This is a genomic window from Panacagrimonas sp., assembly GCF_965216805.1.
Classification (GTDB): domain Bacteria; phylum Pseudomonadota; class Gammaproteobacteria; order Nevskiales; family Nevskiaceae; genus Panacagrimonas.
Genome location: NZ_CBDCGN010000002.1, coordinates 311,224 through 337,135, shown reverse-complemented (window position 1 = coordinate 337,135; position 25,912 = coordinate 311,224). Strand labels below are relative to the sequence as shown.

29 protein-coding genes and 2 pseudogenes are annotated in these 25,912 nt (G+C 65.1%); 21 read left to right on the top strand and 10 right to left on the bottom strand.

The annotated features are described in order from the left end of the window. Positions 1-112 precede the first annotated feature (112 nt). From ACOOHP_RS01585 to radC, 5 genes are all read right to left on the bottom strand, one after another. Positions 113-709 (bottom strand): methylthioribulose 1-phosphate dehydratase, encoded by a 597-nt coding sequence (locus tag ACOOHP_RS01585; protein WP_420464712.1) that lies wholly within the window; start codon positions 707-709, stop codon positions 113-115. Between the two features lie 104 nt (positions 710-813). Further along, a complete protein-coding gene (gene mgtE, locus ACOOHP_RS01580) occupies positions 814-2,277 on the bottom strand; it encodes a magnesium transporter (protein WP_420464711.1) in 1,464 nt (487 codons plus the stop codon). A gap of 444 nt (positions 2,278-2,721) precedes the next feature. Continuing rightward, a complete protein-coding gene (gene rpmG / locus ACOOHP_RS01575; protein ID WP_420464710.1) occupies positions 2,722-2,895 on the bottom strand; it encodes a 50S ribosomal protein L33 in 174 nt (57 codons plus the stop codon). A 5-nt stretch (positions 2,896-2,900) separates the two neighbouring features. Further along, entirely contained in the window at positions 2,901-3,137 is a 237-nt protein-coding gene (rpmB, locus tag ACOOHP_RS01570) for a 50S ribosomal protein L28 (RefSeq protein WP_420464709.1), read from the bottom strand. A 310-nt stretch (positions 3,138-3,447) separates the two neighbouring features. Beyond that, positions 3,448-4,122 (bottom strand): RadC family protein, encoded by a 675-nt coding sequence (gene radC / locus ACOOHP_RS01565; RefSeq protein ID WP_420464708.1) that lies wholly within the window; start codon positions 4,120-4,122, stop codon positions 3,448-3,450. A gap of 75 nt (positions 4,123-4,197) precedes the next feature. Here radC and ACOOHP_RS01560 point away from each other — a divergent pair, with 75 nt between their 5' ends. Further along, entirely contained in the window at positions 4,198-6,534 is a 2,337-nt protein-coding gene (locus ACOOHP_RS01560) for an NADP-dependent malic enzyme (RefSeq protein WP_420466927.1), read from the top strand. A 211-nt stretch (positions 6,535-6,745) separates the two neighbouring features. On the opposite strand, the gene ACOOHP_RS01555 is transcribed toward ACOOHP_RS01560, so the two are convergent. Together ACOOHP_RS01555 and ACOOHP_RS01550 are read right to left on the bottom strand one after the other, a co-directional pair. Further along, the gene (locus tag ACOOHP_RS01555) at positions 6,746-7,228 is read right to left on the bottom strand and encodes an REP-associated tyrosine transposase (RefSeq protein WP_420464707.1); all 483 of its coding nucleotides are present in this window, start codon (positions 7,226-7,228) and stop codon (positions 6,746-6,748) included. 136 nt (positions 7,229-7,364) lie between these two features. Beyond that, positions 7,365-8,720, bottom strand: coding sequence for an MFS transporter (locus tag ACOOHP_RS01550; protein ID WP_420464706.1), 1,356 nt, complete (start codon positions 8,718-8,720; stop codon positions 7,365-7,367). Positions 8,721-8,755: 35 nt separating this feature from the next. Here ACOOHP_RS01550 and coaBC point away from each other — a divergent pair, with 35 nt between their 5' ends. The 19 genes and pseudogenes from coaBC (at position 8,756) to dut (ending at position 21,529) form a co-directional block, all read left to right on the top strand. Then, complete coding sequence (coaBC, locus tag ACOOHP_RS01545) at positions 8,756-9,976, top strand: bifunctional phosphopantothenoylcysteine decarboxylase/phosphopantothenate--cysteine ligase CoaBC (RefSeq protein ID WP_420464705.1); 1,221 nt, start codon at positions 8,756-8,758, stop codon at positions 9,974-9,976. Between the two features lie 159 nt (positions 9,977-10,135). After that, the gene (locus ACOOHP_RS01540; protein WP_420464704.1) at positions 10,136-10,366 is read left to right on the top strand and encodes a DUF433 domain-containing protein; all 231 of its coding nucleotides are present in this window, start codon (positions 10,136-10,138) and stop codon (positions 10,364-10,366) included. Next, positions 10,363-10,776, top strand: a complete 414-nt coding sequence (locus ACOOHP_RS01535) for a DUF5615 family PIN-like protein (protein ID WP_420464703.1) — start codon at positions 10,363-10,365, stop codon at positions 10,774-10,776. The genes ACOOHP_RS01540 and ACOOHP_RS01535 overlap by 4 nt, the downstream gene beginning before the upstream one ends. Continuing rightward, positions 10,773-11,147 carry a helix-turn-helix domain-containing protein gene (locus ACOOHP_RS01530; RefSeq protein WP_420464702.1) on the top strand — a complete coding sequence of 125 codons (375 nt, stop codon included), beginning with the start codon at positions 10,773-10,775 and terminating at the stop codon, positions 11,145-11,147. Before ACOOHP_RS01535 ends, ACOOHP_RS01530 begins: the two co-directional genes overlap by 4 nt. Before the next feature lie 735 nt (positions 11,148-11,882). Further along, complete coding sequence (locus ACOOHP_RS01525; protein ID WP_420466926.1) at positions 11,883-12,290, top strand: pilin; 408 nt, start codon at positions 11,883-11,885, stop codon at positions 12,288-12,290. Positions 12,291-12,351: 61 nt separating this feature from the next. Next, positions 12,352-13,926, top strand: a complete 1,575-nt coding sequence (locus ACOOHP_RS01520) for a sulfatase-like hydrolase/transferase (protein WP_420464701.1) — start codon at positions 12,352-12,354, stop codon at positions 13,924-13,926. 128 nt (positions 13,927-14,054) lie between these two features. Continuing rightward, on the top strand, positions 14,055-14,453 hold the full coding sequence (locus ACOOHP_RS01515) for a hypothetical protein (protein ID WP_420464700.1): 399 nt from the start codon (positions 14,055-14,057) through the stop codon (positions 14,451-14,453). Positions 14,454-14,742: 289 nt separating this feature from the next. Beyond that, positions 14,743-14,874 (top strand): hypothetical protein, encoded by a 132-nt coding sequence (locus tag ACOOHP_RS01510; RefSeq protein WP_420464699.1) that lies wholly within the window; start codon positions 14,743-14,745, stop codon positions 14,872-14,874. A 614-nt stretch (positions 14,875-15,488) separates the two neighbouring features. Beyond that, positions 15,489-15,767, top strand: a complete 279-nt coding sequence (locus ACOOHP_RS01505; RefSeq protein ID WP_420464698.1) for a type II toxin-antitoxin system RelE/ParE family toxin — start codon at positions 15,489-15,491, stop codon at positions 15,765-15,767. Positions 15,768-15,780: 13 nt separating this feature from the next. After that, complete coding sequence (locus ACOOHP_RS01500; protein WP_420464697.1) at positions 15,781-16,080, top strand: HigA family addiction module antitoxin; 300 nt, start codon at positions 15,781-15,783, stop codon at positions 16,078-16,080. Between the two features lie 256 nt (positions 16,081-16,336). Beyond that, positions 16,337-16,513 (top strand): annotated as a pseudogene (locus ACOOHP_RS01495) (transposase); the annotation flags it as partial. A 404-nt stretch (positions 16,514-16,917) separates the two neighbouring features. Continuing rightward, the gene (locus tag ACOOHP_RS01490; RefSeq protein ID WP_420464696.1) at positions 16,918-17,145 is read left to right on the top strand and encodes a DUF6364 family protein; all 228 of its coding nucleotides are present in this window, start codon (positions 16,918-16,920) and stop codon (positions 17,143-17,145) included. Further along, positions 17,138-17,557, top strand: a complete 420-nt coding sequence (locus ACOOHP_RS01485; protein WP_420464695.1) for a PIN domain-containing protein — start codon at positions 17,138-17,140, stop codon at positions 17,555-17,557. The genes ACOOHP_RS01490 and ACOOHP_RS01485 overlap by 8 nt, the downstream gene beginning before the upstream one ends. Positions 17,558-17,813: 256 nt before the next feature. Then, complete coding sequence (gene tfpZ, locus ACOOHP_RS01480; RefSeq protein ID WP_420464694.1) at positions 17,814-18,734, top strand: TfpX/TfpZ family type IV pilin accessory protein; 921 nt, start codon at positions 17,814-17,816, stop codon at positions 18,732-18,734. A 409-nt stretch (positions 18,735-19,143) separates the two neighbouring features. Continuing rightward, positions 19,144-19,384 (top strand): annotated as a pseudogene (locus ACOOHP_RS01475) (antitoxin). An 80-nt stretch (positions 19,385-19,464) separates the two neighbouring features. Next, entirely contained in the window at positions 19,465-19,749 is a 285-nt protein-coding gene (locus ACOOHP_RS01470; protein ID WP_420464693.1) for a hypothetical protein, read from the top strand. After that, the gene (locus ACOOHP_RS01465; protein WP_420464692.1) at positions 19,733-20,062 is read left to right on the top strand and encodes a hypothetical protein; all 330 of its coding nucleotides are present in this window, start codon (positions 19,733-19,735) and stop codon (positions 20,060-20,062) included. Before ACOOHP_RS01470 ends, ACOOHP_RS01465 begins: the two co-directional genes overlap by 17 nt. Positions 20,063-20,163: 101 nt before the next feature. Then, positions 20,164-20,856: a transposase gene (locus ACOOHP_RS01460; protein WP_420464691.1), complete on the top strand. Its 693-nt coding sequence runs from the start codon at positions 20,164-20,166 to the stop codon at positions 20,854-20,856. A gap of 217 nt (positions 20,857-21,073) precedes the next feature. Then, on the top strand, positions 21,074-21,529 hold the full coding sequence (gene dut, locus ACOOHP_RS01455; protein ID WP_420464690.1) for a dUTP diphosphatase: 456 nt from the start codon (positions 21,074-21,076) through the stop codon (positions 21,527-21,529). A gap of 84 nt (positions 21,530-21,613) precedes the next feature. Here the strand turns inward: dut and ACOOHP_RS01450 are convergent, their stop codons facing one another. From ACOOHP_RS01450 to ACOOHP_RS01440, 3 genes are all read right to left on the bottom strand, one after another. Next, on the bottom strand, positions 21,614-22,792 hold the full coding sequence (locus ACOOHP_RS01450) for a PQQ-dependent sugar dehydrogenase (RefSeq protein ID WP_420464689.1): 1,179 nt from the start codon (positions 22,790-22,792) through the stop codon (positions 21,614-21,616). Positions 22,793-22,895: 103 nt separating this feature from the next. Further along, entirely contained in the window at positions 22,896-23,675 is a 780-nt protein-coding gene (locus ACOOHP_RS01445) for an SDR family NAD(P)-dependent oxidoreductase (protein ID WP_420464688.1), read from the bottom strand. A gap of 72 nt (positions 23,676-23,747) precedes the next feature. Beyond that, a complete protein-coding gene (locus ACOOHP_RS01440; RefSeq protein WP_420464687.1) occupies positions 23,748-24,569 on the bottom strand; it encodes a crotonase/enoyl-CoA hydratase family protein in 822 nt (273 codons plus the stop codon). A gap of 151 nt (positions 24,570-24,720) precedes the next feature. Here ACOOHP_RS01440 and ACOOHP_RS01435 point away from each other — a divergent pair, with 151 nt between their 5' ends. Further along, positions 24,721-25,899, top strand: a complete 1,179-nt coding sequence (locus tag ACOOHP_RS01435; protein ID WP_420464686.1) for an acetyl-CoA C-acyltransferase — start codon at positions 24,721-24,723, stop codon at positions 25,897-25,899. Positions 25,900-25,912 lie beyond the last annotated feature (13 nt).

Here is a 25,912-nt window from a genome sequence, read left to right as displayed (position 1 = left end):
CCGCCGAAAGCCGAATCGAGCGCATTTCGCACTCGCTACTCATCATGGGTTCGGGTGCAGTTCGCACTCGTTGCTCATCACGACTTCGAGTGCATCTCGCACTCGCTGCTCATCATGGGTTTGAGTGCATCTCGCACTCAAACATGAACTCCAGTGCCTCCACACGATGTCGTGCCTGTGCCACCGTGGCGCCCCAGGCGTACAGACCGTGCCCACGGATCAGATAGGCCGGCATGGCCGGATGCCGTTGCATGTGCCGATCGACCCGGTCTGCCAGCCGCGCGATGTCCTGATCGTTGTCAAACACGGGAACCTCCACCGTGGTTCCATGAGTTTGGATTCCCGGCAACAGTTTCAAGAGCTCGTAGCCCGACAGGCGGATGCTGGCATGGCGTCGTGACAGCACCGTGTTGGCCACCGAATGGGTGTGCAGCACGCTGCCCACCGCGGCGTCGAAACGATACGTCTGGCAATGCAGCAAGGTTTCGTAGGAGGCCTTGCGGGCAGCGTCTTCGGGGATGCCGTGCAGATCGGCGACCAGAAACGCTTCGGGCTTGAGCTCGCCCTTGTGCCAGCCGGAGGCGGTAATGAGCATGCGCTCGGCGCCCAGGCGCGCCGAAAAATTGCCGCCGGTGGCCGGCACCCAGCCGCGCCGGTGAAACAATTCGCCGGCCGCAATCAGGTCTTGCGCGAGGTCGTCGGGAGTCATGGGGCGCGGCACCTTACGCCAAGCCCCCGGGGGGCGCAACGAAACGCTCGGTCGATTCCGCCGCCACCGTACGACCGCTGTGCAGACCGCATCCGGTGGCGGTTTCAGGCCAGGAAAATCCCGGCCAGGCCCAGAAAGATGAAGAAGCCCATGCTGTCGGTGGTGGCGGTCAGGATGATGCTGGAACCCATCACCGGGTCGCGCCCGAATCGCTGCAGCAGCACCGGTGCGCACACGCCCACCGCCGCCGCCACCGTCAGGTTCAGCAGCAGGGCCACCGCGATCACCCCCGCCAGCGCCGCGTTCCGGTACAGCATCCAGGTGGCGGCGCCCAGCGCCAGGCCCCACAGCGCGCCATTGGTCAGCGCAATACCCAGCTCACGCAGCAGCAGCCGGCGCCACTGCGCGGCGCTGACCGCCTTGAGCGCCAGCGCGCGGATCACCAGGGCCACCGACTGGTTGCCGGAATTGCCGCCGATGCTGGCGACGATGGGCATCAGTGCCGCCAGCGCCACCACCGCCGCGATGACCCCTTCGAAGGCGTCGATCACCCGCGAGGCCAGGAACGCGGTGGCCAGGTTGATCGCCAGCCACGGCCAGCGGCGCCGCGCGGCCTGTTGCAGCGGTGCGAACAGGTCTTCGTCGGCCTCCGACAGGCCCACCTTGCGCAGACCCTCGGTCTGCGCGCGCTCACGGATATCGTCCACCACCGCGTCCACGGTGATGCGGCCCACCACCTGATCGTGCAGATTCACCACCGGCGCCGACACCAGGTCGTACTTCTCGAACGCGTTGGCGGCTTCCGGCATGCGGTCGTCGGTGTAGAAGAACACCGGGTCGCGCGACATCGCCTGCGCCACCTGGTCGTCGGGATCGCCCAGCAGCAGCTTGGCCAGCGGCAGAAAGCCGCGCAGGCGGTTGCCGCGGTCCACCACGATCAGCTCGTTGGTATGCGCCGGCAGTTCGCGGCGGCGGCGCAGCAGGCGCAGCACCGCCTCCAGCGAGGCATCCTCGCGCACTTGCACGAAATCCAGGTCCATCGCCGCACCCACCGAATCGGGCGGAAACGACAGCACCGAGCGCACCTCGGCCTGATCGGTCTGGTCCAGCTGCGCCAGCACCTGGCGACGATCCTCTTCGGGCAAGTCCTGGACCAGATCGGCGATGTCTTCCGGATCCAGCGGCCGCACCACGTCGGCAATCTCCGACACCGGCATCGACTGCACCAGCGCACGACGCACCGCCGCCGTGGTCTCCAGCAACACCGCGCCGCGTCGCTCGGGCCGCACCAGCGACCACGCCAGCGCGCGCGCATCGACCTCCAGGGCCTCCAGCACGAAGGCGATGTCCGCCGGATGGAAATGCGCCAGCCGCTGCTGCAGGGCCGCGTGGTGCTGGCGTTCCACCAGTTGCGCCACCACGTCCTGCCGGGCGGCGCCGATGACCGCCTCGCTGCGATGAACCAGCTCGCGCTCCACCGCCTGCCGCGACAGCAGCTCGATCACCTGCGCACGCGCGTGCTCCAGGTGCCGATGGTGATGGGTTCGTGTCGCCTGGGCCTCGTCCATGCATGCTCCCACCGGAAAGTCGGCGCTGCGATCTCGCTGCAGCCGCCCCGCCAAACGACAAAAACAAAAACGCCCGCTTGCGCGGGCGCCGATTGGGCCTCTCCAGACTGGCAACGGTGGCCGTGGGCGGCGCCGCTACTCGTTGTTCTCACTTGTTGAGAATGTCCGATCGAAACGACATTCCTGTGACAGGTTCTTTGAACCGGCGCTTTTTCGCGACCGGGCGTTGGAGACTACTCCGCTGGCGGATAAAAGCAAGCCAGGGGCTGGCCGACAGGCGGGTCTGTGAGGGCGGGTGCTCGCGTTGCGCCGCCCACCAACAGGATTTGCATTCGAGCTATGCGCCGATACAGCCGACACTCGCTTGCCGCCGTCGGCTGACTTCGGGCTGACTTCGAGTCAGCCCTCACCAAGGGCCGACGGCCTACGCGGCCGGGTGCTCGGTCACTTTATCTTCGCCTCTTTGAACGCGACATGCTTGCGCACGACGGGGTCGTATTTGGAGAACTCGAACTTGTCGGGCGTGTTCTTCTTGTTCTTGGTGGTGGTGTAGTAGAAGCCGGTGCCGGCGGTGGACACGAGCTTGATCTTTTCGCGGTCTTTCTTGCCCTTGGCCATGTGCCTTACACCTTCTGCCCGTTGGCACGCAGTTCGGCGATCACCGTCTCGATGCCTTTCTTGTCGATGATGCGCAGGCCGTGATGCGACACGCGCAGCTTGATGAATTTCTTCTCGCCTTCCACCCAGAAACGATGGGTGTGCAGGTTGGGCTCGAAACGCCGACGACGCCGGTTGTTGGCGTGCGAGACGGTGTTGCCCACCATCGGCTTCTTACCGGTGACTTGGCAGACTTTGGACATGACGCGCTCTCGTGGGGACGGCAGACGACCGCCCAGGGTTGACCCCGGATTTTGGGGGGCGCGAAAGATACCAGCGCGAACCGACCGGAGCAAGGCGGCAGCTATCCCCGGCCGAGTCGAAGGCAAAACCTGTCGCTCCGCGCGGAACAACGGTCCGCGGCTACCGTCGGCGCCGGGCGGCGGCCGACCCGACACAATGCCTTCGGCCACCTTGGCGATCGTTTTCGTCCGGAATGGCGCCCCAGGACTGACCCCCGATTCCCGATTCCCGATTCCCGATTCCTTCGATGCTCCCGTCGGTCCACGCAATCTACAGCCAGCCGCGCTCGGCAAAGCTCACCGGGCTGCCCTCACCAACCACGAAGTGATCCAGCACGCGCACGTCCACCAGCGCCAGCGCCTGCTTGAGGCGATCAGTAAGTACGCGGTCCGCCGCGGAGGGTTCGGCCACGCCGCTGGGATGGTTGTGGGCAAAGATCACCGCCGCCGCGCCCAGGGCCAGGGCGCGCTTGACCACCTCGCGCGGATAGACGCTGGCGGCGTCCAGGGTGCCCTGGCTGAGTTCTTCGATGCGCAGCACGCGGTGCTGGCTGTCCAGGAATAGCGCGGCAAAGATTTCGCGGTCGCGATCTCGCAGCCAGGCGCTCAGGTAGCGCCGGGTGGCGGCGGGGTCGGCCAGGGCGTCGCGTTGACGCAGGTCTTCGGCCAGCACGCGACGCGACATTTCCACCGCCGCCTGCAGTTGCACGTACTTGGCCAGGCCCAGACCGCGCGCCTCGCAGAAGGCTTGCGGCGAGGCCGCGGCCAGCGCACGCAGACTGCCGAAGCGGGTGATGAGATCGCGCGCCAGGTCCACCGCGCTGCACCCCGGCACGCCGGTGCGCAGAAAGATCGCCAGCAGCTCGGCGTCCGACAGCGCAACCGGCCCTTGCGCGAGCAGCTTCTCGCGCGGACGTTCGGCTTGAGGCCAGTCGCTGATCGCCATGGCCGGGCTCCCTGCGGTTTTCATCCGCATCTAGTCACTTTTCGCGATGCCGTGCAACTCACCTTGCATGGCAAGATGGACGCTTACCTCGCCGTCTCCGGTCTTACCTTGAAACTTCGCGAAGGCCTGCGCCAGGCCGCCCTCGACTATCACGAGTACCCCACCCCGGGAAAAATCTCGGTCACGCCGACCAAGCAGTTGGTCAACCAGCGCGACCTGGCGCTGGCCTACTCGCCTGGCGTGGCGGCGGCCTGCGAAGAGATCGTCGCCGATCCGGTCAACGCCTTTCGCTACACCGCGCGCGGCAACCTGGTGGCGGTGATCACCAACGGCACCGCGGTGCTGGGCCTGGGCGCCATCGGCCCGCTGGCCGCCAAGCCGGTGATGGAAGGCAAGGGCGTGCTGTTCAAGAAGTTTGCCGGCATCGACGTGTTCGACATCGAGATCAACGAGCGCGACCCTTCCAGACTGATCGAGATCATCGCCGCGCTGGAACCGACCTTCGGCGGCGTCAATCTGGAAGACATCAAGGCGCCGGAGTGTTTTCACGTGGAGCGCGCGCTGCGCAGCCGCATGAAGATTCCGGTGTTTCACGACGATCAGCACGGCACCGCGATCATCGTCGGCGCCGCCACCCTCAACGGCCTCAAGGTGGTGGGCAAGGACATTGCGCAGATCAAGCTGGTGGTCAGCGGCGCCGGTGCCGCTGCTCTGGCCTGCGTGGACCTGTTGGTGGACCTGGGCCTGCCCATCCAAAACATCTGGCTCACCGACCTGGCCGGCGTGGTCTACCAGGGCCGCACCGAGCTGATGGACCCGGACAAGGCACGCTTTGCGCAACCCACCGACCGGCGCACCCTGGCAGAGGTGATCGTCGGCGCCGACATGTTTCTGGGCCTGTCGGCCGGCGGCGTGCTCAAACCGGACATGGTGGCCGGCATGGCCGCGCAACCGCTGATCTTCGCGCTGGCCAATCCCACGCCCGAAATCCTGCCCGAAGAAGTGCAGTCCGTGCGCGACGACGCGGTGATCGCCACTGGCCGCACCGACTACCCCAACCAGGTCAACAACGTTTTGTGCTTTCCCTTCATCTTCCGCGGCGCGCTGGATGTGGGCGCCACCACCATCACGCGGCAGATGGAAATTGCCACCGTCAATGCCATCGCCGATCTGGCGCGCATGGAGCAGAGCGATGTGGTGGCCTCGGCCTACGGCATCGAGGACCTGCAGTTCGGCCCGCAGTACCTGATCCCCAAGCCCTTCGATCCGCGCCTGATCGTCAACATCGCACCGGCGGTGGCGCGCGCGGCGATGGACTCCGGCGTGGCGACGCGGCCCATCGCCGACTTCGACGCCTATCGCGAACAGCTACAGCGCTTCACCACCCGCAGCGGCACCATGATGAAACCGGTGACCGAGCGCGCGCGCAAGGAGCTGCCCGAGCGCAAGCGCATCATCTTTGCCGAAGGCGAAGAAGAGCGCGTGCTGCGTGCGGTGCAGGTGCTGGTGGATGATCGCCTGGCCGTGCCCATCCTGGTCGGCCGGCCGGCGGTGATCGAAAAGCGCATCAAAAAATTCGGACTGCGGCTGAGGCCCGGCACCAACGTCGACATCGTCAACACCGAATACGACCCGCGCTTTCCCGAATACTGGAAGGACTATCACCTGCTCATGGCGCGCCGCGGCGTCACCGCCCAGTACGCCAAGCTGGAAATGCGCCGCCGCCCGACCCTGATCGCCGCCATGCTGCTCAAGAAGGGCGAAGGCGACGGCATGATCTGCGGCACCGTCAGCAACTACGGTCGTCACCTGCAGTACGTGGATCGTGTGCTCGGCCTGGAAGCCGGCGCGAGCTGCTATGGCGCCATGAACGCACTGATCCTGCCGGACCGCCAGGTGTTCGTGGTGGACACCCACGTCAATGTGGAGCCCAGCGCCGAGCAACTGGCCGAGATCACGCTGAGCGCCGCCGAGCACATCCGCCGCTTCGGCATCGAGCCCAAGGCCGCGCTGCTGTCGCACTCCAACTTCGGCAGCTCCGATGCGCCGTCGGCGCTGAAGATGCGCGAAGTGCTGGCCCTGCTGCGTCAGCGCGCGCCGCAACTGGAGGTGGACGGCGAGATGCACGGCGACTGCGCGCTCAACGAATCCATGCGCCAGGCGATCCTGCCCGACTCCACCCTTAGCGGCACCGCCAACCTGCTGGTGATGCCCAGCCTGGACGCCGCCAACATCGCCTACAACCTGCTCAAGGCCGCTGCCGGCAACAACGTCGCCATCGGCCCGATCCTGCTCGGCTGCGGCGCACCGGTGCACATCATGACCCCGTCCGCCACCGTGCGACGCATCGTCAACATGGCCGCACTGACGGTGGTGGAAGCCAACCTCCACCGGCCCGCGGCCGAAATGTGATGCCCCCCGCCGTGGGACGGCCATGCCCACCATCCGCGCTGCATAGAAAGACCCGACGGCGGGCACGGCCCGCCCTACCCGCCGCCGTCTGTGCTCAAAACCATCCTCGTCGGGCGCGATTACATATCGGCCGAACCCCGTAGGGCGGCCCGTGGCCGCCGTCCGCTCTGCATAGAAACTCCCGGTGGCGGGCACGGGCCGCCCCACTCGTTCAATCCCAATCCTCGTCGGGCGCGGTGTCGTACCAATCGGCGGCATACCGGCCGAGCGCAACATAACGATGAAACGTGGAATACGGCCAATCGATTGCGCGTGGAACGTACCCGTGCTTCACCGGGTTGCCATGCAGATAATCCATGTGGCGTTGCAGGTCCGACTCGTCGCGAATGCTGTGCTCCCAGAAGCGCGGCTGCCACACCGACCTGCCCAGCGCCTGCGAGGTCATGCGCTTGGTGGCAGACCAGCGCTTGGAGAAATCCGCATCGCCGCTCGGCAAGGTCCAGATGCAATGCAGATGACCCGGCAGCAACACCCAGGCGTCCACCGTGAACGGCCAGCGCTGGCGGGTGGACAGGACGGCCGCGCGTAGCGCGCCGCGACATGCGTCGTCCGTGAGCACCGGCCGTCGATCACGTGTCACCACGGTGAAGAAATAGGTTCCGCCAGCCACCCGCGAGCGCACGTAATTCGGCATGACCCGACGGTAGGGCGGCCCATGGCCGCCGTCAGCACTCGGTGGAAACACCCCATGGCGGGGGCCCGCCCTACCGATCACCGTCTTCCGCTGGGCCGCCCGTGGCCGCCGTGCGCGCTCGACAGAAAGGCCCGTCCTACCCCGCATCCACGATGCGCGAGGTCTTTTGCGTGTCCGGCATCCACAGGTACACCAGCAGCGAGCACGCGATGCAGCCGCTCACGTACCAGTAGAAGCCGCTCTCTGCGCCCACCGACTTGAACCACAGCGCCACCCACTCGGCGGTGCCGCCGAAGATCGACACCGTCAGCGCATAAGGCAGGCCCACGCCCAGCGCGCGGATGCTGGTGGGAAACAGCTCGGCTTTCACCACCGCGTTGATCGAGGTGTAACCGCTGACGATCACCAGCGCCAGCATGATCAGCACAAACGCCGCCCACACCGTTTGCACCTGCCCCAGCGCCGACAGGATCGGCACCGTGCACAGCGCGCCCAGCACGCCAAACCCGATCAGCAGCGGTCGCCGCCCGATGCGATCCGACAGCGCCCCCATCAGCGGCTGGATCAGCATGAACAGGAACAGGCTCAGCGCGTTGACCAGGGTGGCGTCATGCCGATCCATGCCGGCGGTGTTGACCAGATATTTATGCGTGTACGTGGTGTAGGTGTAGAACGCCACCGTGCCGCCCAGGGTCAGGCCCACCACCGTGGCCAGCTCGCGCGGGTGGGCCAGCAGTTCGCGCATCACGTTGCGGCGCGGCCCTTGTGCGGTGTCGCGCTTGAACGATTCGGTCTCGTCCATGCGCCGACGCAACCACAGCGCCACCAGCGCCAGCACCGCACCGATCGCAAACGGAATGCGCCAGCCCCAGGCTTCCAGCTCTTCGGTGGTGAGGAACACGCGCTGCAGCAGAATCAGCACGCCCAGCGCCAACAAATGGCCCAGGATCAGTGTCACGTACTGGAAGCTGGACCAGAAGCCGCGATGCCGGCGCGTGGCCATCTCGCTCAGGTAGGTCGCCGAGGTGCCGTATTCGCCGCCCACCGACAGGCCCTGGATCAGCCGCGCCACCACCAGCAGGATCGGCGCGGCGATGCCGATCTGCTCGAAGCCGGGCGTGATTGCAATCATCAGCGAGCCGCCGCACATCATCCACACGCTCAGCAGCAGCGCCGCCTTGCGCCCGCGCCGGTCCGCGTAAATGCCCAGCAGCCAACCGCCGATGGGCCGCATCAAAAAACCCACCGCAAAGATCGCCGCGGTGTTGAGCAACTGCGCGGTCAGATCGCCCTGCGGGAAAAAACTCTTGGCGAAGTACAGCGAAAACGCCGCGTACACGTACCAGTCGTACCACTCCACCAGGTTGCCCACCGAACCGCTGAAGATCGATCGCAGGCGATGGCGGGGAGAAAGATCGGCAACAGCGGCGGTCACGGCGCAAGGTTGGACGGTTCCAAACCCAACCTTACCTGCACTTCCCGTGATCGGCATGCGGCGTGCCCGCAGCTTGCCTAAACTGCTCGCCCATGGACCCCACCGAGACGCCCAAGCTGCAAGGCCGCCGCATCCTGCTCGGCGTCACCGGCGGCATCGCCGCCTACAAGGCCGCGGATCTCACCCGCCGCCTGATGGAAGCCGGCGCCGAAGTGCAGGTGGTGATGACCGATGGCGCCCAACATTTTGTTGGCGCTGCCACCTTTCAGGCGCTGTCGGGCAAGCCGGTGCGCGACTCGCTGTGGGACGCGCAGGCCGAAAGCGCCATGGGCCACATCGAACTGGCGCGCTGGCCCGACCTGATCCTGATCGCGCCGGCCAGCGCCAACACGCTGGCGCGGTTGGCGCACGGCCTGGCCGACGATCTGCTGGCCACCCTGGTGCTGGCCACCGACAGACCCGTCGCGGTGGCGCCGGCCATGAACCGCCTGATGTGGTCCGCCCGCGCCACCCAGGACAACCTGGCCACCCTGATCGCGCGCGGCGTGCAGGTGCTGGGCCCCGGCGCCGGCTTTCAGGCCTGCGGTGAAACCGGTGAAGGCCGCATGCGCGAACCGCTGGACCTGCGTGCCGACGTCGCCGCCCTGCTGGCCGCACCGGCCGGCCCGCTCAGCGGCAAGCGCGCGGTGGTCACCGCCGGACCCACGCGCGAGGCCATCGACCCGGTGCGCTTCATCAGCAACCACTCCTCGGGCAAGCAGGGCTATGCGGTGGCGCGCGCGCTGGCCGAGTTGGGCGCGCAGGTCACCCTGATCTCCGGCCCCACCCACCTGGACGCGCCCGCCGGCTGCAACCGCGTGGACGTCGACAGTGCCCAGGCCATGTGCGACGCCGCTCTGACTGCCGCCGAGCAAGCCGACCTGTTCGTCGGCGCCGCCGCGGTGGCCGACTATCGCGTGGAAACGGCGTCCACCGACAAGATCAAGAAAAGCGATGCCCGCATGACCCTGTCGCTGACCCGCAATGACGACATCCTGGTGCGCGTGCGCAGCGCCTGCCCGCAACTGTTCATGGTGGGCTTTGCCGCCGAAACCCGGGACCTGGAAGCCAACGCCCGCGACAAGCTCAGCCGCAAGAAGCTGGACCTGATCGCCGCCAACTGGGTCGGCAACGGCCGCGCCTTCGACCGCGACGACAACCAGCTCAGCGTGTTCTGGGCCGACGGCCAGCACCAGATTGCGCACGGCGCCAAGGACCAGGTCGCCCGCGAACTCGCCACCCTCATCGCCCAACGCATGGGCCACATGCCCTAACCCGGTCTGGTGCCGCGTGGCCCGATTTACGCGAACGTGGCGCCGGGAGCGAACGTCGGCGAAAGCTCCGGCTCGCCGCAACATCGCGACGAGCCGAGGGGCTACGTCCTAAAGTCAAAAGCGCTCTAGCCTCTGCCTTGGTACGCATCGGGCCAAGCCATGAAAGAGTTCCCCCGCATCACCCACGACCCGGCCGTGATGGGCGGTCAGCCCTGTGTCCGAAACATGCGAGCCACCGTCGGCATGATCATCCGCCACCTTGCCAACGGCGGCACCGAGCCGGCATTGCTGGCCGATTATCCCTATCTGGAGCCCGGAGATATCCGAGAGTCGCTGGCTTATGCCGCATGGCGGCTCGAGGCCCGTGAATTCCACCTGCAGGCTGCGTGAAACTCCTGTTGGATATGAACCTGTCGCCCCGGTGGCGGGACTTTCTTGTGCCGAGTGGGCATCAGGTGCGGCACTGGAGCGAGGTGGGCAACGTGACCGCGAGCGATCTCGAGATCATGGCGGTTGCCAGAGCTTCGCAAGAAGTGGACGTCACCAACGACCTCGACTTTGGCGCGCTGCTCGCCGGCCTCACCCGTAGCCCGGGCGCAGCCCGGGGTGGTGTCGGTCGCGAGGTGGCGCAACCCCGGGTTGCACCCGGGCTACCCCTGCGTCACCGTAAGGTCACCCCGGTCAACGCCCTGGAGCACAACCATGCTGCTGGAAAGCCTGCACGCCAAGCGCCAACAGGTCGCCCGCCTGGCCACCCGATACGGCGCAACCAGGATTCGCGTGTAAAGAGCGCGCCATGAACATCCGACCCATCAAGACCGAAGCCGACTATCGCGAGACACTGCGTGAGATTGAAACGCTCATGTCGGCGGAAGCGGGCACTGAGGCAGGCGACCGCCTCGACGTGCTGGCAACCTTGGTCGAAGCCTACGAGCGCACACACTTTCCGATGGATCTCCCGGATGCGGTAGAAGCCATCAAGTTCAGGATGGAACAGCAAGGCCTGACGGTCGATGACCTGGTGCCTGCGATTGGTCGGAAGAACCGCGTTTACGAAGTGCTGGCCCGTCGGCGGCCGCTGACGGTGCGGATGATCCAGGCGCTGAACAAGCGGTTCAACATCCCCGCCGAGAGCTTGATCAATCAGCGCGTTTCTCCCAGGGCCGCATAAGCGTTCTGGGCAAGAGGTGGCTGGAATGCTGGGCTGCCCAACTTTTTTTGCACATAACTCGAAAACCCCGCCAAAGCGGGGTTCGTTCAACGGATCAAGTCCAGGCGCTTTCCCATTTGCTGAAGTCCGCTCGCCCCGGCGATTAACCCGTGATGCCAGCGCCGCGTAATCCTCCTGCAGCGATCGACCATCTCGCGAACTCGCGGCCTCATCAGTAGCCTGGGCGCAGCCCGGGGTGGTGTCGGTCCCGATGCAGCGCAATCCCGGGTTGCACCCGGGCTACCCCATGAACCCCGCAGCCAGTAGCCCGGGCGCAGCCCGGGGTCGCGTCGGCCACGTCGCGAACCACCCCACGTTGCACCCCGATCACCCCATGAAGATCGGTCGGCGGCCGCGGTCGACGCCGCCCACCCCCGCAAACCGCACCGCTGGTCTTGAACCCCCGGCCCGGCACACCGGCCGCGCCGCGCCCCGCCGGTTTGCCACCCCAAAAACACCCCGCGCCACCGCAAAACCGCCCCTTTCCTGAACGGACCCGACGCTTCGTGTCACTTATTGACAGATCACGAAGGCAGGCCGGCGTGGCCGCCAACCGGGCGCACCACGTAAACGATTGATTTCCATAAACCCCGCCCACCGGTCTGTTCGCTGGCACACGCAATGCTGAACAGAACCTGCGAATTAACGCTTTGCCGCAACACCAACAAGCAATCAATCATCAAGGAGTTACCCATGTTGAAGACTCAGAAGGGCTTTACCCTGATCGAACTGATGATCGTGGTCGCGATCATCGGCATCCTGGCTGCCATCGCGATTCCGGCGTATCAGGACTACATCACCCGCTCGAAGGTGACGGAAATTGCAACTGCCGCCAGCGCCTGCAAGACGTCCGTTTCCGAGTACTACCAGTCTGAAAATGCCGCCCCGGCAGACACTGATACCGCCGGCTGCTCCAGCAACCCGACGCAGTACGTTACCAGCCTGGCTGTTGCAAACGGCACGATCACCGCCGTGTCGGCAATTGCCAATGCGGCCGGGAACTTCGTTCTCGTGCCGACCTACACCGCTTCCGTCGGCACTGTGGAGTGGGCTTGCGATACCTCGACCATTGCGTCCAAGTACCTGCCGGCGAACTGCCGCTAACAGATCCGCCCGGACCCATCACTATGACGCCGCCTTCGGGCGGCGTTTTCTTTTGAGCTGATTGGGGGCCACCTTCGTGCTGCGGACATTCCTCTTCCTGATCATTTGCCTCGCCGTGCTGGCCACCTGCCTGTTCATGGCAACTGTCGGCTATGAGATCCAACTGGGGAATCGAAAGGCGGCCGGATTCCTGCTCACGACTCTGCTTGGCTCGCCGCTCATCCTTGCGAGCGTTGCGGCGCAGCTAGTGGCAATGGTGGGTCTCTACGCACTCTGGCTGACCGCGCTGTGGCGCATCTCGGGATTGGCCGGCGCCGGCGGGCACTGGTCGCAGCATCCCGCGGCCTGCCTCGCATGGTTATGGCTTGCGTCCACCTGGATTCTTCTTCGGGCGCACGCCGCCTGGTTTCCGAATTCGTCGTGGACGTGGGCGACCGAGCCGCTGTTCGACCGTGCTGCGGTATGGGGTGTCGACCTGCTGTGCGCCATCGCACTCGGATACCTGCTATTTCGCGCAGCCCCCACCTTGATCCGGCGGCTCCGAGACCGTGGCCGTCATGACGGATTCCGGATGCGGCGCATTGCGCTGTCGCCGTGGTCGTACCTAATCTTCCTGTTCTGCGCATCAGCTGTCGTGAATGCGCTCGCGCCCGGTCCTGCTTCCACCGGCAAGCTGAGAGCACCTGCAGCTGTCACCGCGAACACGAACCGCGACGTGGTCATCCTTGGGCTGGACTCGCTGCGGCGCGAGGTCGTTGAAGACCCGGCGTCCTGGGGCATGCCGAACCTCGCCGCACTGGTGGCCAATGGTCACCTCAATGACAACGTGGTGACGCCGCTGGCCCGGACGTTTCCTTCATGGGTCACGATCCTGACCGGCATGCACCCGACGCAGAGCGGCGCCCGAACCAATCACGCGCCGCAGGAGCGGGTGGCGCGCAACGCGAGCATGGCCTGGACATTCCGAGACGCAGGGTATCGAACCGTGTACGCCACGGACGAAACCCGATTCAGCCATATCCTTCCCGCCTTTGGCTTCGACGAGGTCATTGGGCCGCAGATCGGCGTGACTGACTTCCTCCTTGGTCAGTTCTCTGACCAGCCCCTGATCAACTTCTTTGTCCAGATGCCAGGTGCCGAGCACTTCCTGCCGGCGCTGGTAGGGAATCGGGCATTTGCCCATGCCTACGTTCCGGAGCGGTTCAACCGCAGATTCGTGGCGGCCTTGGGCAGCAAGGGTGACCGGCCGCTGTTTCTTTCTGTTCACCTGTGCACGGCGCACTGGCCGTTCTTCGCGGCTGAAGCCGGCAGCGCCGTGCAGGAACCCGGCGGCGGGCCTCTGGACGTGGCCAAGTACCAACACATGCTGCGCCTGGTCGACCGGCAACTGGGCGACATGCTCGACCAGTTGGGTGACGAGGGTTACCTGACGCAGGAAACCCTCCTCGTAGTGCTATCCGACCATGGCGAAGGGCTTCCTTCTGACAGCGCCGCGCCGCTGACCGTTCGCACGCACGGTGTGGACGTGGACCTGAGTTGGCCCATGGGAGGCCACGGCGGTTCCTTGCTGGCGCCGGAGCAATGGCAGAGCTTCGTGCTGTTCTCGGTGCCAGTCGCGCGGGTGCCATTCAGGTGAATCGCTCCAGTTCGCTGGCGTCGCTCGAAGACGTTGCGCCCAAAGTCCGCTCATTGGTGTTCGGGGACGAACGGCACCCGAGTGCGCACGAAATTTCGCCGGCATTCGGACCCCGGACGCACGTACTCATGGAAACGGGCTGGGCGCCCAGCGGGTTCAATATCCTGAATCCCAATGGTTCCGCAGCACTCCGAATTGCCGAGTCGAGCTACAACGTCGCGCAGGACGGCCGGATCGAGATGAAGCCGGATGTCTATAGCGCCGCGATGAATCGCAAGAGTCTCGGCATAACAGATGGGCGTCGATCACTGGTCGTCACCGGACCACAAGGCGTCCCAGCGGTCGTCATTTCGGATATCAATGCGCGATCTTGGGACGTGTTCGCTTTTGCACCAGTCGCTGATGAGCGAATGGACACCGAACTCCTCGCGCTTGCCTGCGATCACTCGGAAATCAAAGCGCGAATTCCGGCGTGGTGTAAGACGGTCGATCCTTCTGAATACGCTCCCAGTCCCAACACGAATTGAACTTTGACGCGACCTCCTGGTGGGCAACCAGTCTCGTCGGCTGCGCACAAGCGAACTCGTTTCAGCCTTGGATTGATCGTCTGGCCGCAGCGGAGGGGGGCCTTCGGCGGAAGAGCGCCTCGACTGTGTGATAGCTCAGCGCAGCTAGTGCCACTGCGAGGCAGAACCCGATTGCGAGGGTGAGCCACCACGGATTGTCCACGCGTAGCCATCTGAAGACGGGGTAATGCCAGAGGTAGATCCCATAGGAATAACGGCCTAGCCACATCAACAGGGGATTGCTGAGCAGGTGAGGCTGGCCGGTCGCCCATACGATCAGACCTACGGCAGCCAGCTCGGCACCGAAGATGCCAAGGGTCAGTCCGCTGGCAGTCTTCCAGAGATCGGCCTGGTGCAGGGCCATAAAACCGATGAGGCCTAGAACCCCCAGAGCCTGCGCGACGAGCCAGTGGATCTGAGTCCGCGTCAAAACTAAGGCGAGAAGCGATCCGGTCATGAGCCCGGACAGGCGCAAGTGCGAGTAACAATAAACTTGGTCCAAGTTGGCACTGAACCACAGCGCATGAATTCGCACGGCAGACGCGGTAAGGGCGAGGATAGTGACCACTGGTATTTGGTGGCGACTCGGGAGCCTGATCAGCAGCGCCAAGTTACGGTGACATGATAAGTTGTCACCCTACTTCTGAAACTGCCTGACCCGCTGCACCGCAACACCCGCGCCGCCCTTCACCGGGCGGCGTTTTTTGTGGGCGCTCGATGAAGCGACGACGACCGTGGGCAGATGATTGGGTCCCAGCGTGGGAGTGCCATCGACCTGGCAACCTCTTTTCAACGCAAATGATCAGACGACGAGGGGTCGGGTCTGGGACATTTGGGGATTTAGTATCGTGTCACCGTAACCTGCCGCTCGGCGCGCGTAAGCCCGCTGGGCGAGCTGTTCGTGGTGGCGGACGACCGGGTGATCGTGCAGGCGGGGAAGAAGGGCGGCTGAGGCCCCGGGCTTGTCGTTTAACGTTTATCGTTATACGATTTCGCATGATCCGCTCGTTTCGTTGCCGCGATACGCAAGCGCTATTCGAGATCGGAAAGGCGAAGCGCTTCGCGAGCCTGCTCGTGGTCGCACAGCGAAAGCTCGCGCTGCTCGATGCGGCGCAGACGCTGGACGCATTGCGAGCGCCGCCGGGCAATCGGCTTGAGGCGCTCAAGGGTGATCGGTCCGGCCGCTACAGCATCCGGGTCAACGATCAGTTCCGGCTCTGCTTCAAATGGACTCCAGACGGCCCCGCGGACGTCGAGATCGTGGACTACCACTGAAAAGGTGCAACTCATGTTCAAAAACGGAATGCGACCGGTACACCCCGGCGAGGTGCTCAGGGAGGAATACCTCCTGCCACTGGAACTGTCGGTCAACGCGCTGGCGAAGGCGCTGAACGTGCCCACGCCGCGCCTCAACGACGTGGTGCGCGAGCGGCGCGGAATGTCGGCAGATACCGCAATGCGGCTGGCGCGCTACTTCGGCGGCGATGCGCGCACGTGGATGAACTTGCAGGCCGCCTACGATCTGCGCGTTGCGGAGATCGCCAACGGCAGGCGCGTGGAACGCGAGGTCGTGCCCGCAGCCGCCTGAGCTGGAACGAAATGGGTTACGGTGACACGATAAGGGTTACGGTGACACGATAGATTGTCACCCTGACACAGACTGACCCGCTACACCGCGACACCCGCGCCGCCCCTCACCGGGGGGCGGCGTTTCTTGTGGAGTTACGGTGACATGATAAGTTGTCACCCTACTTCTGAAACTGCCTGACCCGCTGCACCGCAACACCCGCGCCGTGAACCGCCCCGGGAATCTCGGAGGCTCCCTCACTTGAGAGAATGGAGCCATGACCAGAGCATCGAAGTATTCCCCGGAAGTGCAGGAGCGCGCGGTCCGGATGGTGGCGGAGCACGCGGCGCAGCACACCTCGCAGTGGGCAGCGATTGAATCGATTGCTGCCAAGATTGGTTGTACAGCCGAGACGTTGCGGCGCTGGGTGCGCCAGGGCGAGCGTGACGCCGGCAGTTACGGTGACATGATAAGTTGTCACCCTTCCTCTGACACTGCCTGACCCGCTGCACCACAACACCCGCGCCGCCCTTCACCGGGCGGCGTTTTTTTGTGGGCGCTCGATCACGATGTGGCGGGCAGCGCATGCAGACCCCGACTGTGGACAGGAACGGCAGTTACGGTGACATGATAAGTTGTCACCCTTCCTCTGACACTGCCTGACCCGCTGCACCACAACACCCGCGCCGCCCTTCACCGGGCGGCGTTTTTTTGTGGGCGCTCGATCACGATGTGGCGGGCAGCGCATGCAGACCCCGACTGTGGACAGGAACGGCACCCGAAGTTGTGATCCGGCAGAATCGCACGCATGCTGTGCGCACATATTACGTGTCTCTGTCTCTCCATCTGGAGCAATCAATGAACATCACGTTATCGGTTGACGAGCGCATCGCCGAGAAGGCGCGCAGAACGGCGCAGAACATGGGCAAGAGCTTGAACCAGGCGGTGCGGGACTATCTGGAGCAATTGGCGGGCGCCGAAGCCCTGGAGGCGCAGGTGCAGGCTTTCGAGCGGTCTGCCCGGCAAACACCCGGCCGGCTGGCGGGCTGGCGCTTTGACCGCGAGGACGCCAACGCCCGTGCGTAGCTTCATCGACACCAACATCCTGGTCTACGCGGACGCAGGCGACGAGCCGGTCAAACAGGAGCGTGCGCTGCGTCTGGTTGCAGCGGCTCGCTTGAGCGGCGAAGGCGTGGTGTCCACCCAGGTGTTGCAGGAGTTCGCGAATGTGGCGCTGCGCAAGCTGCGCCTGCCACCCGGTCTGGTCAGAGAGCGTTTGAAGTTTTACGCCGGTTTTGAAGTCGTGCCGGTGACAGCGGATCTGATTGCAGCGGCGGTGGACCTGCATGCCTCGCATCAACTGGCCTTGTACGACGCGCTGATTGTGCGCGCGGCGATTGCTGCTGGCTGCGCCCGGTTATGGAGTGAGGATATGCACGATGGCTTGCGCTTCGGGGGCTTGCAGATCGCCAATCCGTTTGGAGTTATGGCGACTTGATCAGTTGTCACCCTGCCCCTGACGCGGACTGAACCACTACACCGCAACACCCGCGCCGCCCTTCACCGGGCGGCGGTTTTTTTATGTGCGCTCGATGACGTCACGATGGCGGTGGGCAGACGCTTGGGCTTTCCCATCCGTCGATTTACCACCATTTACCCGCGCGGCTTCAACCTTGAATCGATTGCTCGCACCGTTACATTACCTGCCGCGGCTGCGCTGACTCTTGCCCATTCACACTTTGCCCAGGTATGCCATGAACGCGATTGCCCAACGCCTGCGCATCAGCTTCAGACCGGCCTTGATCCACCTGGGCATCAGCGCGCTGATTGCGATGCTGGCGATGCTGGTGATCTTTCAGGTGTGGTACCCGGCACCGCTGTCGGACCTGCAGGGCGTGGACCGGCTGGTGCTGATCATGATCGGGGTGGACGTGGTGATCGGGCCGCTGATCACCCTGATTGTCTACAACCCGGCGAAGAAATCCCTGCGCTTTGACCTGGGCGTGATTGCCATGCTGCAGACGTTGGCGCTGCTCTATGGTTTGCAGGCGATCTACGACGGCCGGCCGGCGTACGTGGTGTTTAGTGTGGATCGCTTCGAGGTGGTGCCGGTGCAGGACGTAAACCAGGACAGCCTGGGCCGCACCGCGGCGGAATTCCAGCCTTCGTTCTGGCGGCCGGCGACGGTGGCGGCGCGGATGCCGGATGACCCCGAAAAGCGCAGCGATGTCCTGTTTTCATCCATCAGCGGCGGCGCGGACCTGGCGCAGCTCCCGGAGTATTACGTGGCGCTGGACGCCGAACGCGCGGCGATGCTGGCGCGCCTGCGTCCGATGGAGGAGCTGCGCAAACTCAATGAACTGGACGACGCAGCGTGGGCCGCGTTGCTGGCGTCTTTCGGCAAGCAGACCCCGACCGAGTTGGAGTTGGGTTATCTGCCGGTGAGCGGCAACGTGAAAGACGGCGCCATGATTCTGGATGCGCAGACCGGTGAGGTTTTGGGCATGCGTCTGCTGATTCCCAGTTACGCGGCGCTGAAGAAACCGCCCGGCGATGCGCCGACGCCGGTGGCGCCGGCTACGCAAACCGAGCCTGCGCCAGCATCAAGCCCGGCGCCGGAAACTCCGAGCCCGGCACCAAGTCCGCGGCCGATGGCCTCACCCGGCGTGGGTTGAGGCTGGCGGAGCGAAGGCGGCGGCGGGCCGTCCTACGCGAGCTACATCCAGCTCTCGACAAGCAGGTCCGGTACGCGCTGGAACTCGCGCAGTGAGTTACGGTGACATGGAGTTACGGTGACATGGTTTAGTTACGGTGACATGATAAGTTGTCACCCTGAGTTACGGTGACATGATAAGTTGTCACCCTGGTACTGACTGACCGCTACACCGCAACACCCGCGCCGCCCCTCACCAGGCGGCGTTTTTATGCGCGCTCGATAAAGCAACGACTACCGGGGCAGATGATTGGGTCCCAGCGTGGGAGTGCCATCAACCTGGAAACCTCATTTCAACGCCAATGATCAGGCGACGGGGGGCGGGTCCGAGACATTTGGGGATTTAGTATCGTGTCACCGTAACTGCTGAAATCCTGGAGGCGTTCGAGACGGGCGAGGTCAAGCGCGCTGCCGACGGCGCGCGGACCCCAGCAGCGGCATCAGGAATACGCAGAAGCGATGTTCCGTAAAGATGCGCGGATCAATATCCGATTGCCGTCAAAGGATCTCCGCGGCTTGCAGAAAAAGCCGCTGACCGAGGGCATTCCGTACCAGACGCTGGTGGCGAGCATTCTCCACAAGTATGTGGAGGGTCGTCTGCGCGAGGGGTGATCAGGTCGGCGACGCCAACGAAAACGGATCCTGATCTTGGTGCTATAGTGCCTTTGTATTTTGGTATCAGGAAGGTCGCCATGCCCGCACTCGCAAGCCAGCCCGCTGTGAAGGTTGTTGGCGCCAACGGGACCATTTCGCTCGGCAAGCAGTACGCCGGGCGCCAAGTGCTGCTGGAAGAACAGGAGCCGGGGGTCTGGTTGGTACGTACCGCTACGGTGATTCCCGACAACGAGCGCTGGCTGCACCACCCGCAAACGGCGGCGAGCCTGCGTGAGGCGCTGACCTGGGCGCAATCCCACCCCGCTAGCGACGACGATAGCGAAGCTCTGTTAAAGCGCCTGCGCGATGACGGTCGCAACTGAGCGCGACGCCACGGTTCGGCTGGACTTGAACAATCCCGTTTTCCAGCGCGACCTGTTCGCACTGCAAAAGACCGAACGTCACGCGGCGTTGGACATGCTGGGCAAGCTGCGCCAGCTCACCTGGCATCAGGTTTATCGGGATAAGGGTCTGCGCTGGGAGAAGATCGCCAGCATCGAGCCGCCAGCCAACGCGGCTGCGCTCTACAGCCTGCGCATCACCCAGGCACGCCGTGCCGTGGCCTACCGCGAAGGCGACTTCATACGCCTGCTGGCCATTCCGCCGGATCACGACGCCACCTACGGCAGGAAATAGCCTGGGCATTACGGGCACTACGGTGGGGCATTACGGCATTACGGTGACATGATAACTTGTCCCCCTTCCTGCCCCTTTCCTTTCCGTAGCTTCCCAGTCCCATGGCCCGATTCGCACGCATCGTCGTTCCCGGCGTCGCTCACCACGTCACCCAACGCGGCAATCGGCGGCAGCGCATCTTTGAGGGCGAACAGGATTACGCGCTTTACCGCGATCTGCTGGCGGCGCGATGCCAGGACTGCGGCGTGGAGGTGTGGTCGTACTGCCTGATGCCCAACCACGTGCACCTGATTCTTGTGCCAAGCACGGAGGAGGGGTTGTCGCGAGCGGTTGGCGAGACCCATCGGCGCTACACGGCCTTCGTCAATGCGCGGGCACGCGTGACAGGCCACCTGTTCCAGTCGCGTTTCGGGTCGGTGGCGATGGATGAGGCGCACCTGCTGGCGGCAATCCGCTACGTGGCATTGAATCCGGTGAAGGCGGAGTTGGTGACGCGGGCGGATGCCTGGCCGTGGGCGAGCACGCGAGCCCTGCTGGCGGGTCAGGACGATGGCTTGGTGCGGGTGGGCCCGGTGCTGGATCGGATCGACAACGTGGCGGGCTTTCTGGCCCTGCCGGCAGATCATGAGACGGAGCAGAGGCTGCTCAACGCTCAGGGCATCGGTCGGCCGCTGATGGACGATCAGGCCCTGGCGGCCCTAGAAACCAGGCTCGGGCGACTGGTGCGGCGCCAACGTCGAGGACCGAAAAGATCTGCGGACAGCGGACCCGGGCAGGGGAATTTAGGGATTTAATATCGTGTCACCGTAACGGTAATATCGTGTCACCGTAACGGCGTAACGGAGCGGAGGTCGAGCAAGGATCAGGTGTTGGAGTTCAGGCGCACCTTCGGTTATTCCAGACCCGGCTCGCGGCAGCCTGCAATCGACTCGATGCGGCATGACGCGGTTGGCGATTTACACTGGTGTTCTCGCCGCCTTCGCAACCTCCACTTGCTCCGACTCCGCTCACATGACCCGAATTCAGCTCAAGATTCTTGACCCGCGCCTGGGCCGCGAACTGCCGCTGCCCGCCCACGCCACCGACGGTTCGGCCGGCATGGACCTGCGCGCGCTGCTCGAGGCGCCGCAGGAGCTGGCGCCCGGTGCGACCACGCTGCTGCGCACCGGCATTGCCATCCATATTGCCGATCCGGGCATGGCGGCGGTGATCCTGCCGCGCTCGGGCCTGGGCCATAAGCACGGCATTGTGCTGGGCAACCTGGTGGGCTTGATCGATTCGGATTACCAGGGCGAGCTGATGGTGTCGTGCTGGAACCGCGGGCAGAGCCCGTTCACGATCAACCCCGGCGAGCGCATTGCGCAGTTGGTGATCGTGCCGGTGGTGCGCGCGGAGTTCGAGTTGGTCAACGAGTTCGAGACCAGCCACCGCGGTGCCGGCGGTTTCGGCCATACCGGCCGCCATTGAGCCGCCGACATAACGTAGCCCGGGGTTGTGTCGGTTGTTGCGCGGCGCGGTGATCAGGTGTCGCCAACCCGGGTTGCGCCCGGGCTACGTGGCTTTGCGCAGGCGCAGCACCACGCCGTCGTCGGCGACGACCCAGACTTCGCCGCTGGGGCTGACTCTTACGGCACGCATGCGCAGGTTGCGGTCGGCCAGCAGGCGTTCTTCCGCGACGAACTTGCTGTCGGCGTCGAGTTGCACGCGATTGAGGTGGCCGCGCAGGGCGGTGACGAACACGCTGTTCTTCCATTGCGGGAACAGGTCGGACTGGTAATAGGCCATGCCGGCGGTGGCGATGCTGGGCACGTAGTAATGCACCGGTTGCGCCATGCCTTGCTTGGCGGTGCCTTCACCGATGCTGCCGCCCACGTATTCCTTGCCGTAGGTGATGACCGGCCAGCCGTAGTTGACGCCGGGCTCTACCAGATTCACTTCGTCACCGCCGCGCGGACCGTGCTCCACCGCCCACAGCTTGCCGGTGGCACGATCGAAATCCATGCCCTGCGGATTGCGATGGCCGTAGCTCCAGATCTCCGGCAGGGCGTTGTGCTTGAGCTGGAAAGGATTGCTCTCGGGCACGCGGCCGTCGTCGGTCAGGCGCAGGATCTTGCCGTTGTGACGCTCCAGGTTCTGAGCGTCGTCGCGCTCGCCGCGATCACCGATGGACACGAACAGAAAGCCATCGTTGTCGAAGGCCATGGCGCCGCCGAAATGCTGTCCGCGTCCGGTCTCGGCCTTGGCCTGCAGCAGCAGGCGCACGTCGCTCAGCTCGGTGCCTTGCAGGCGCCCACGCGAGAAGTGCGTGGTGTAGCCGCCGTCGGGGCTTTCGCGCGCGTAGCTCAGGTACACGTAGCCGTTCTGCTTGAAGTCGGGGTGCAGCAGCACCGCGTGCAGGCCGCCCTGTCCGTGCACGTCCACTTCCGGCACGCCGGTCACGGCCTGCTGCTTGCCGGTGGCGAGGTCGATGCGCAGCAGGCGCCCGGCCTTTTCGGTAACCAGCACGTTGGTGTCGCTGATGAAGGCGATGTCCCAGGGCGCATCCAACCCTTCGATGGCGACCTCGGTCTTGAAGCCGGGCTCGCCCTGGACGTACAGGTCCTGTTCGCTGGCGGCGATGGATTCGTTGACGAAGAAGCGTTTGCGGTCATCCGACCAGGGCTGGAAAAACCACAGCGCCACGCCGCTGACGATGAGCAGACCAAGGACCAGCAAGGGGCGCGCACGCATCGTGAATTACTCCATCGGCAGGACAGCGAGACAGACGATCAGACCACGCGCATCAAAATAATTCACCCGTCGCGCGATTCGCGTCGCGATGCAGCCCAGGCTCCTAGAGCGCGCTCACCAGATGGCCACCGTCGACCACGATCTCGGACCCGGTCATGTGACGCCCGGCCGGCGAGGCCAGCAGCAGCAACGGACCCTCCAGGTCCGCATACTCGCCGAAGCGGCGCGTGGGTATGCGCTGCTTGAATTTTTCGCCCTCGGCGCCGGACAGGTGCTCGCGGTTGATTTCGGTGATGAAGTAGCCGGGTGCGATGCTGTTGACGCGGATGTCGTAGCGCGCAAATTCCAGCGCCAGCGCGCGCGTCAGTTGCTGCAGGCCGGACTTGGCCGCCGCGTACGGACTGAGCAGGCCGGTGACGCGACTGGCCAGGATGGAGGTGATGTTGATCAGGCTGCCCGGCTGCTTGGCCTGGATCAGTCGGCGTGCGGTTTCCTGCGCCACGATCCAGGCACCCTTGAGGTTGGTGTTCACCACCCAGTCCCAATCCTCGTCGGTGTAGTCCAGCGCCCGCTTGGTGCCGGACACGCCGGCATTGTTGACCAGGATGTCGAGGGTGCCGACCTGCTCGTTGGCCCGGTCCAGGGCATCGATCACGCTGGCGCGATCCACCACGTCCATGGCCACCGCGCAGGCCTTGCCGCCGGCGGCGCGGATGGCCTGCACCGTGGCCTCCAGCTTGTCGGCGCGCCGCGCGGCCAGCACGACCTCGGCGCCGGCGCGCGCCAGGGTGTGCGCGAAGTGTTCGCCCAGTCCGCCCGAGGCGCCGGTGACCAGGGCCTTGCGACCGCTGAGGTCGAACAGCGTTTGTGGGTAGGTGCTCATGGCAGCGGTCTCCGGTTCGATGGGACTGTCATTGTCGCCGCGCCGCGCGGCGCAACGACAGCGGACGCGGATTCAGAGTCCGCTGAACTGCGGCGGGCGCTTGTCCAGAAAGGCGTCCACCGCCTCGGCGTGGTCGGCAGTTTCGTGGGCCAGGGCCTGCAGCGCGGCGGACAGTTCCAGCACGTCGCCCAGGCGCTGCTGCTGGCCTTCGCGCAGCAGCCGCTTGGCCAGACGCAGACTCTTGGCCGGATTGGCGACGATGCGCTGCGCGAGTTGCCGGGCGGCGTCCATCAGTTGCGCTTCCGGCACCAGTTGCGACACCAGGCCCCACTCCAGCATGCGCGCGGCGTCGAAGGTGTCGCCGGTGAGGATCATCTCGGAGGCCCGCGCCAGGCCGATGGCGCGCGGCAGGATCCAGGCGCCGCCATCACCGGGGATCAGGCCCATCTTGATGAAGCTCGATGCGAACCTGGCGCTGTCGGCGGCAATGCGCAGATCGCAGGTGCAGGCCAGATCCAGGCCCAGGCCGATGGCGTGGCCATTGATGGCCGCGATCATCGGCAGTTCGCAATCCCACAGCGCGCGAATCACGCGCTGCACGCCGCGCCGGTAGTTGGCACGCGTGTCCACCGGTGCGTCCAGCCGGCCGATGCCGCTGCGCGTCTTCATGCTCTTGAGATTGCCGCCGGCCGAAAACGCGCTGCCCACGCCGGTCAGAATCAGGCAGCTCACCTGTGGATCGGCACTGACCTGCTCCAGCGCGGCGAGGATGTCCTCGCAGTCCTGCAGGGTGCCGATGGCATTGCGCGTCTGCGGGCTGTTGAAGCTGATCGTGGCGATGCGCCCTTCACGAGTGCACAGCACGAAAGGCGAAGGTGATGGGGTTTGGGTCATGATTTGCGCTCGGGCATCGGGACGTGAAGGCTGGCGATTATCCGCTGATTATCCGCACCGGCTTCCACGCGGGCGCTGAAATTCGCCAGCGGCGAGCCGGTCGTTCCATGCGATCACAACACTGGCACATCGAAAATCGAGGAACCCGGACATGAACGAAGCCGTGATCGTTTCCACCGCGCGCACCGGCATCGGCCGTGCGTTCAAGGGGGCACTCAACAACCTCGGCGGCACCGAGCTGGCGGCGCACAGCATCGGCGCGGCGGTGCAGCGCGCGGGCATCGAACCCAGCGAAGTCGAAGATGTGGTGATGGGCTGCTGCTGGCAGGAAGGCACCACCGCCGCCAATGTGGCGCGCCTGGGCGCGATCCGCGCCGGCCTGCCGGTCACGGTGGCGGGCGCCACCATCGACCGCAAGTGTTCGTCCGGCCTCAACGCCATCGCGTTGTGCGCGCACCGCATCATGACCGGCGAAGCCGATGTGCTGGTGGCGGGCGGGGTGGAGTCGGTGTCGCTGGTGTCCAAGCACCTCAATCGTCACCGCTTCAAGGACGATTGGTTGCTGCAGCACAAGCCGGAAATGTACTGGCCGATGATCCGCACCGCCGATAACGTGGCCGCGCGCTACGGCGTCAGCCGCGAGGCGCAAGACGCCTACGCGCTGCAGAGCCAGCAGCGCACCGCCGCGGCGCAGGCCGCCGGGCGCTTCGACGCCGAGATCGCGCCGATCGACACGATCAAGCAGGTGTTCGACCGCGAAGGCCAGGCGATCGGCGAAGAGGCCGTGCATCTGGCGCGCGACGAGGGCAACCGTCCCGACACGCGGCTGGAGGCGCTGGCCAAGCTGCAGCCGGTGTCCGGCCCCGAACAGTTCATCACCGCCGGCAACGCCAGCCAATTGTCCGACGGCTCCAGCGCCTGCGTGCTGATGAACGCCGGTCTGGCGCAGCGGCGCGGCCTGCCGGTGCTGGGGCGCTTCCGCGGCTGGGCGGTGGCTGGCTGCGAGCCCGACGAGATGGGCATCGGCCCGGTATTTGCTGTACCCAAGCTGCTGGCCCGCCATGGCCTGAAGGTGCAGGACATCGACCTGTGGGAGCTCAATGAGGCGTTCGCGGTGCAGGTGGTGTACTGCCGCGACCGGCTGGGCATTCCCAACGAGCGTCTCAACGTCAACGGCGGCGCCATCAGCATCGGCCATCCGTTCGGCATGAGCGGCGCGCGGCTGGCCGGTCATGCGCTGATCGAGGGCCGTCGCCGCGGCGCGCGTTACGTGGTGGCGACCATGTGCGTCGGCGGCGGCATGGGGGCGGCGGCGCTGTTCGAGCTCTAGGCATTGGCGGCAG

Coding starts and splice junctions, on each gene's coding strand:
- mgtE (WP_420464711.1), bottom strand. CDS start 2,277: ATGGACGAGGCCCAGGCGACACGAACCCATCACCATCGGCACCTGGAG.
- ACOOHP_RS01550 (WP_420464706.1), bottom strand. CDS start 8,720: ATGCCGATCACGGGAAGTGCAGGTAAGGTTGGGTTTGGAACCGTCCAA.
- ACOOHP_RS01450 (WP_420464689.1), bottom strand. CDS start 22,792: ATGCGTGCGCGCCCCTTGCTGGTCCTTGGTCTGCTCATCGTCAGCGGC.
- ACOOHP_RS01540 (WP_420464704.1), top strand. CDS start 10,136: ATGAAAGAGTTCCCCCGCATCACCCACGACCCGGCCGTGATGGGCGGT.
- ACOOHP_RS01490 (WP_420464696.1), top strand. CDS start 16,918: ATGAACATCACGTTATCGGTTGACGAGCGCATCGCCGAGAAGGCGCGC.
- tfpZ (WP_420464694.1), top strand. CDS start 17,814: ATGAACGCGATTGCCCAACGCCTGCGCATCAGCTTCAGACCGGCCTTG.
- radC (WP_420464708.1), bottom strand. CDS start 4,122: ATGGCGATCAGCGACTGGCCTCAAGCCGAACGTCCGCGCGAGAAGCTG.
- ACOOHP_RS01515 (WP_420464700.1), top strand. CDS start 14,055: ATGGAAACGGGCTGGGCGCCCAGCGGGTTCAATATCCTGAATCCCAAT.
- coaBC (WP_420464705.1), top strand. CDS start 8,756: ATGGACCCCACCGAGACGCCCAAGCTGCAAGGCCGCCGCATCCTGCTC.
- ACOOHP_RS01530 (WP_420464702.1), top strand. CDS start 10,773: ATGAACATCCGACCCATCAAGACCGAAGCCGACTATCGCGAGACACTG.
- rpmB (WP_420464709.1), bottom strand. CDS start 3,137: ATGTCCAAAGTCTGCCAAGTCACCGGTAAGAAGCCGATGGTGGGCAAC.
- ACOOHP_RS01555 (WP_420464707.1), bottom strand. CDS start 7,228: ATGCCGAATTACGTGCGCTCGCGGGTGGCTGGCGGAACCTATTTCTTC.
- ACOOHP_RS01445 (WP_420464688.1), bottom strand. CDS start 23,675: ATGAGCACCTACCCACAAACGCTGTTCGACCTCAGCGGTCGCAAGGCC.
- rpmG (WP_420464710.1), bottom strand. CDS start 2,895: ATGGCCAAGGGCAAGAAAGACCGCGAAAAGATCAAGCTCGTGTCCACC.
- ACOOHP_RS01460 (WP_420464691.1), top strand. CDS start 20,164: ATGGCCCGATTCGCACGCATCGTCGTTCCCGGCGTCGCTCACCACGTC.
- dut (WP_420464690.1), top strand. CDS start 21,074: ATGACCCGAATTCAGCTCAAGATTCTTGACCCGCGCCTGGGCCGCGAA.
- ACOOHP_RS01435 (WP_420464686.1), top strand. CDS start 24,721: ATGAACGAAGCCGTGATCGTTTCCACCGCGCGCACCGGCATCGGCCGT.
- ACOOHP_RS01505 (WP_420464698.1), top strand. CDS start 15,489: ATGATCCGCTCGTTTCGTTGCCGCGATACGCAAGCGCTATTCGAGATC.
- ACOOHP_RS01465 (WP_420464692.1), top strand. CDS start 19,733: ATGACGGTCGCAACTGAGCGCGACGCCACGGTTCGGCTGGACTTGAAC.
- ACOOHP_RS01470 (WP_420464693.1), top strand. CDS start 19,465: ATGCCCGCACTCGCAAGCCAGCCCGCTGTGAAGGTTGTTGGCGCCAAC.
- ACOOHP_RS01500 (WP_420464697.1), top strand. CDS start 15,781: ATGTTCAAAAACGGAATGCGACCGGTACACCCCGGCGAGGTGCTCAGG.
- ACOOHP_RS01585 (WP_420464712.1), bottom strand. CDS start 709: ATGACTCCCGACGACCTCGCGCAAGACCTGATTGCGGCCGGCGAATTG.
- ACOOHP_RS01440 (WP_420464687.1), bottom strand. CDS start 24,569: ATGACCCAAACCCCATCACCTTCGCCTTTCGTGCTGTGCACTCGTGAA.
- ACOOHP_RS01560 (WP_420466927.1), top strand. CDS start 4,198: ATGGACGCTTACCTCGCCGTCTCCGGTCTTACCTTGAAACTTCGCGAA.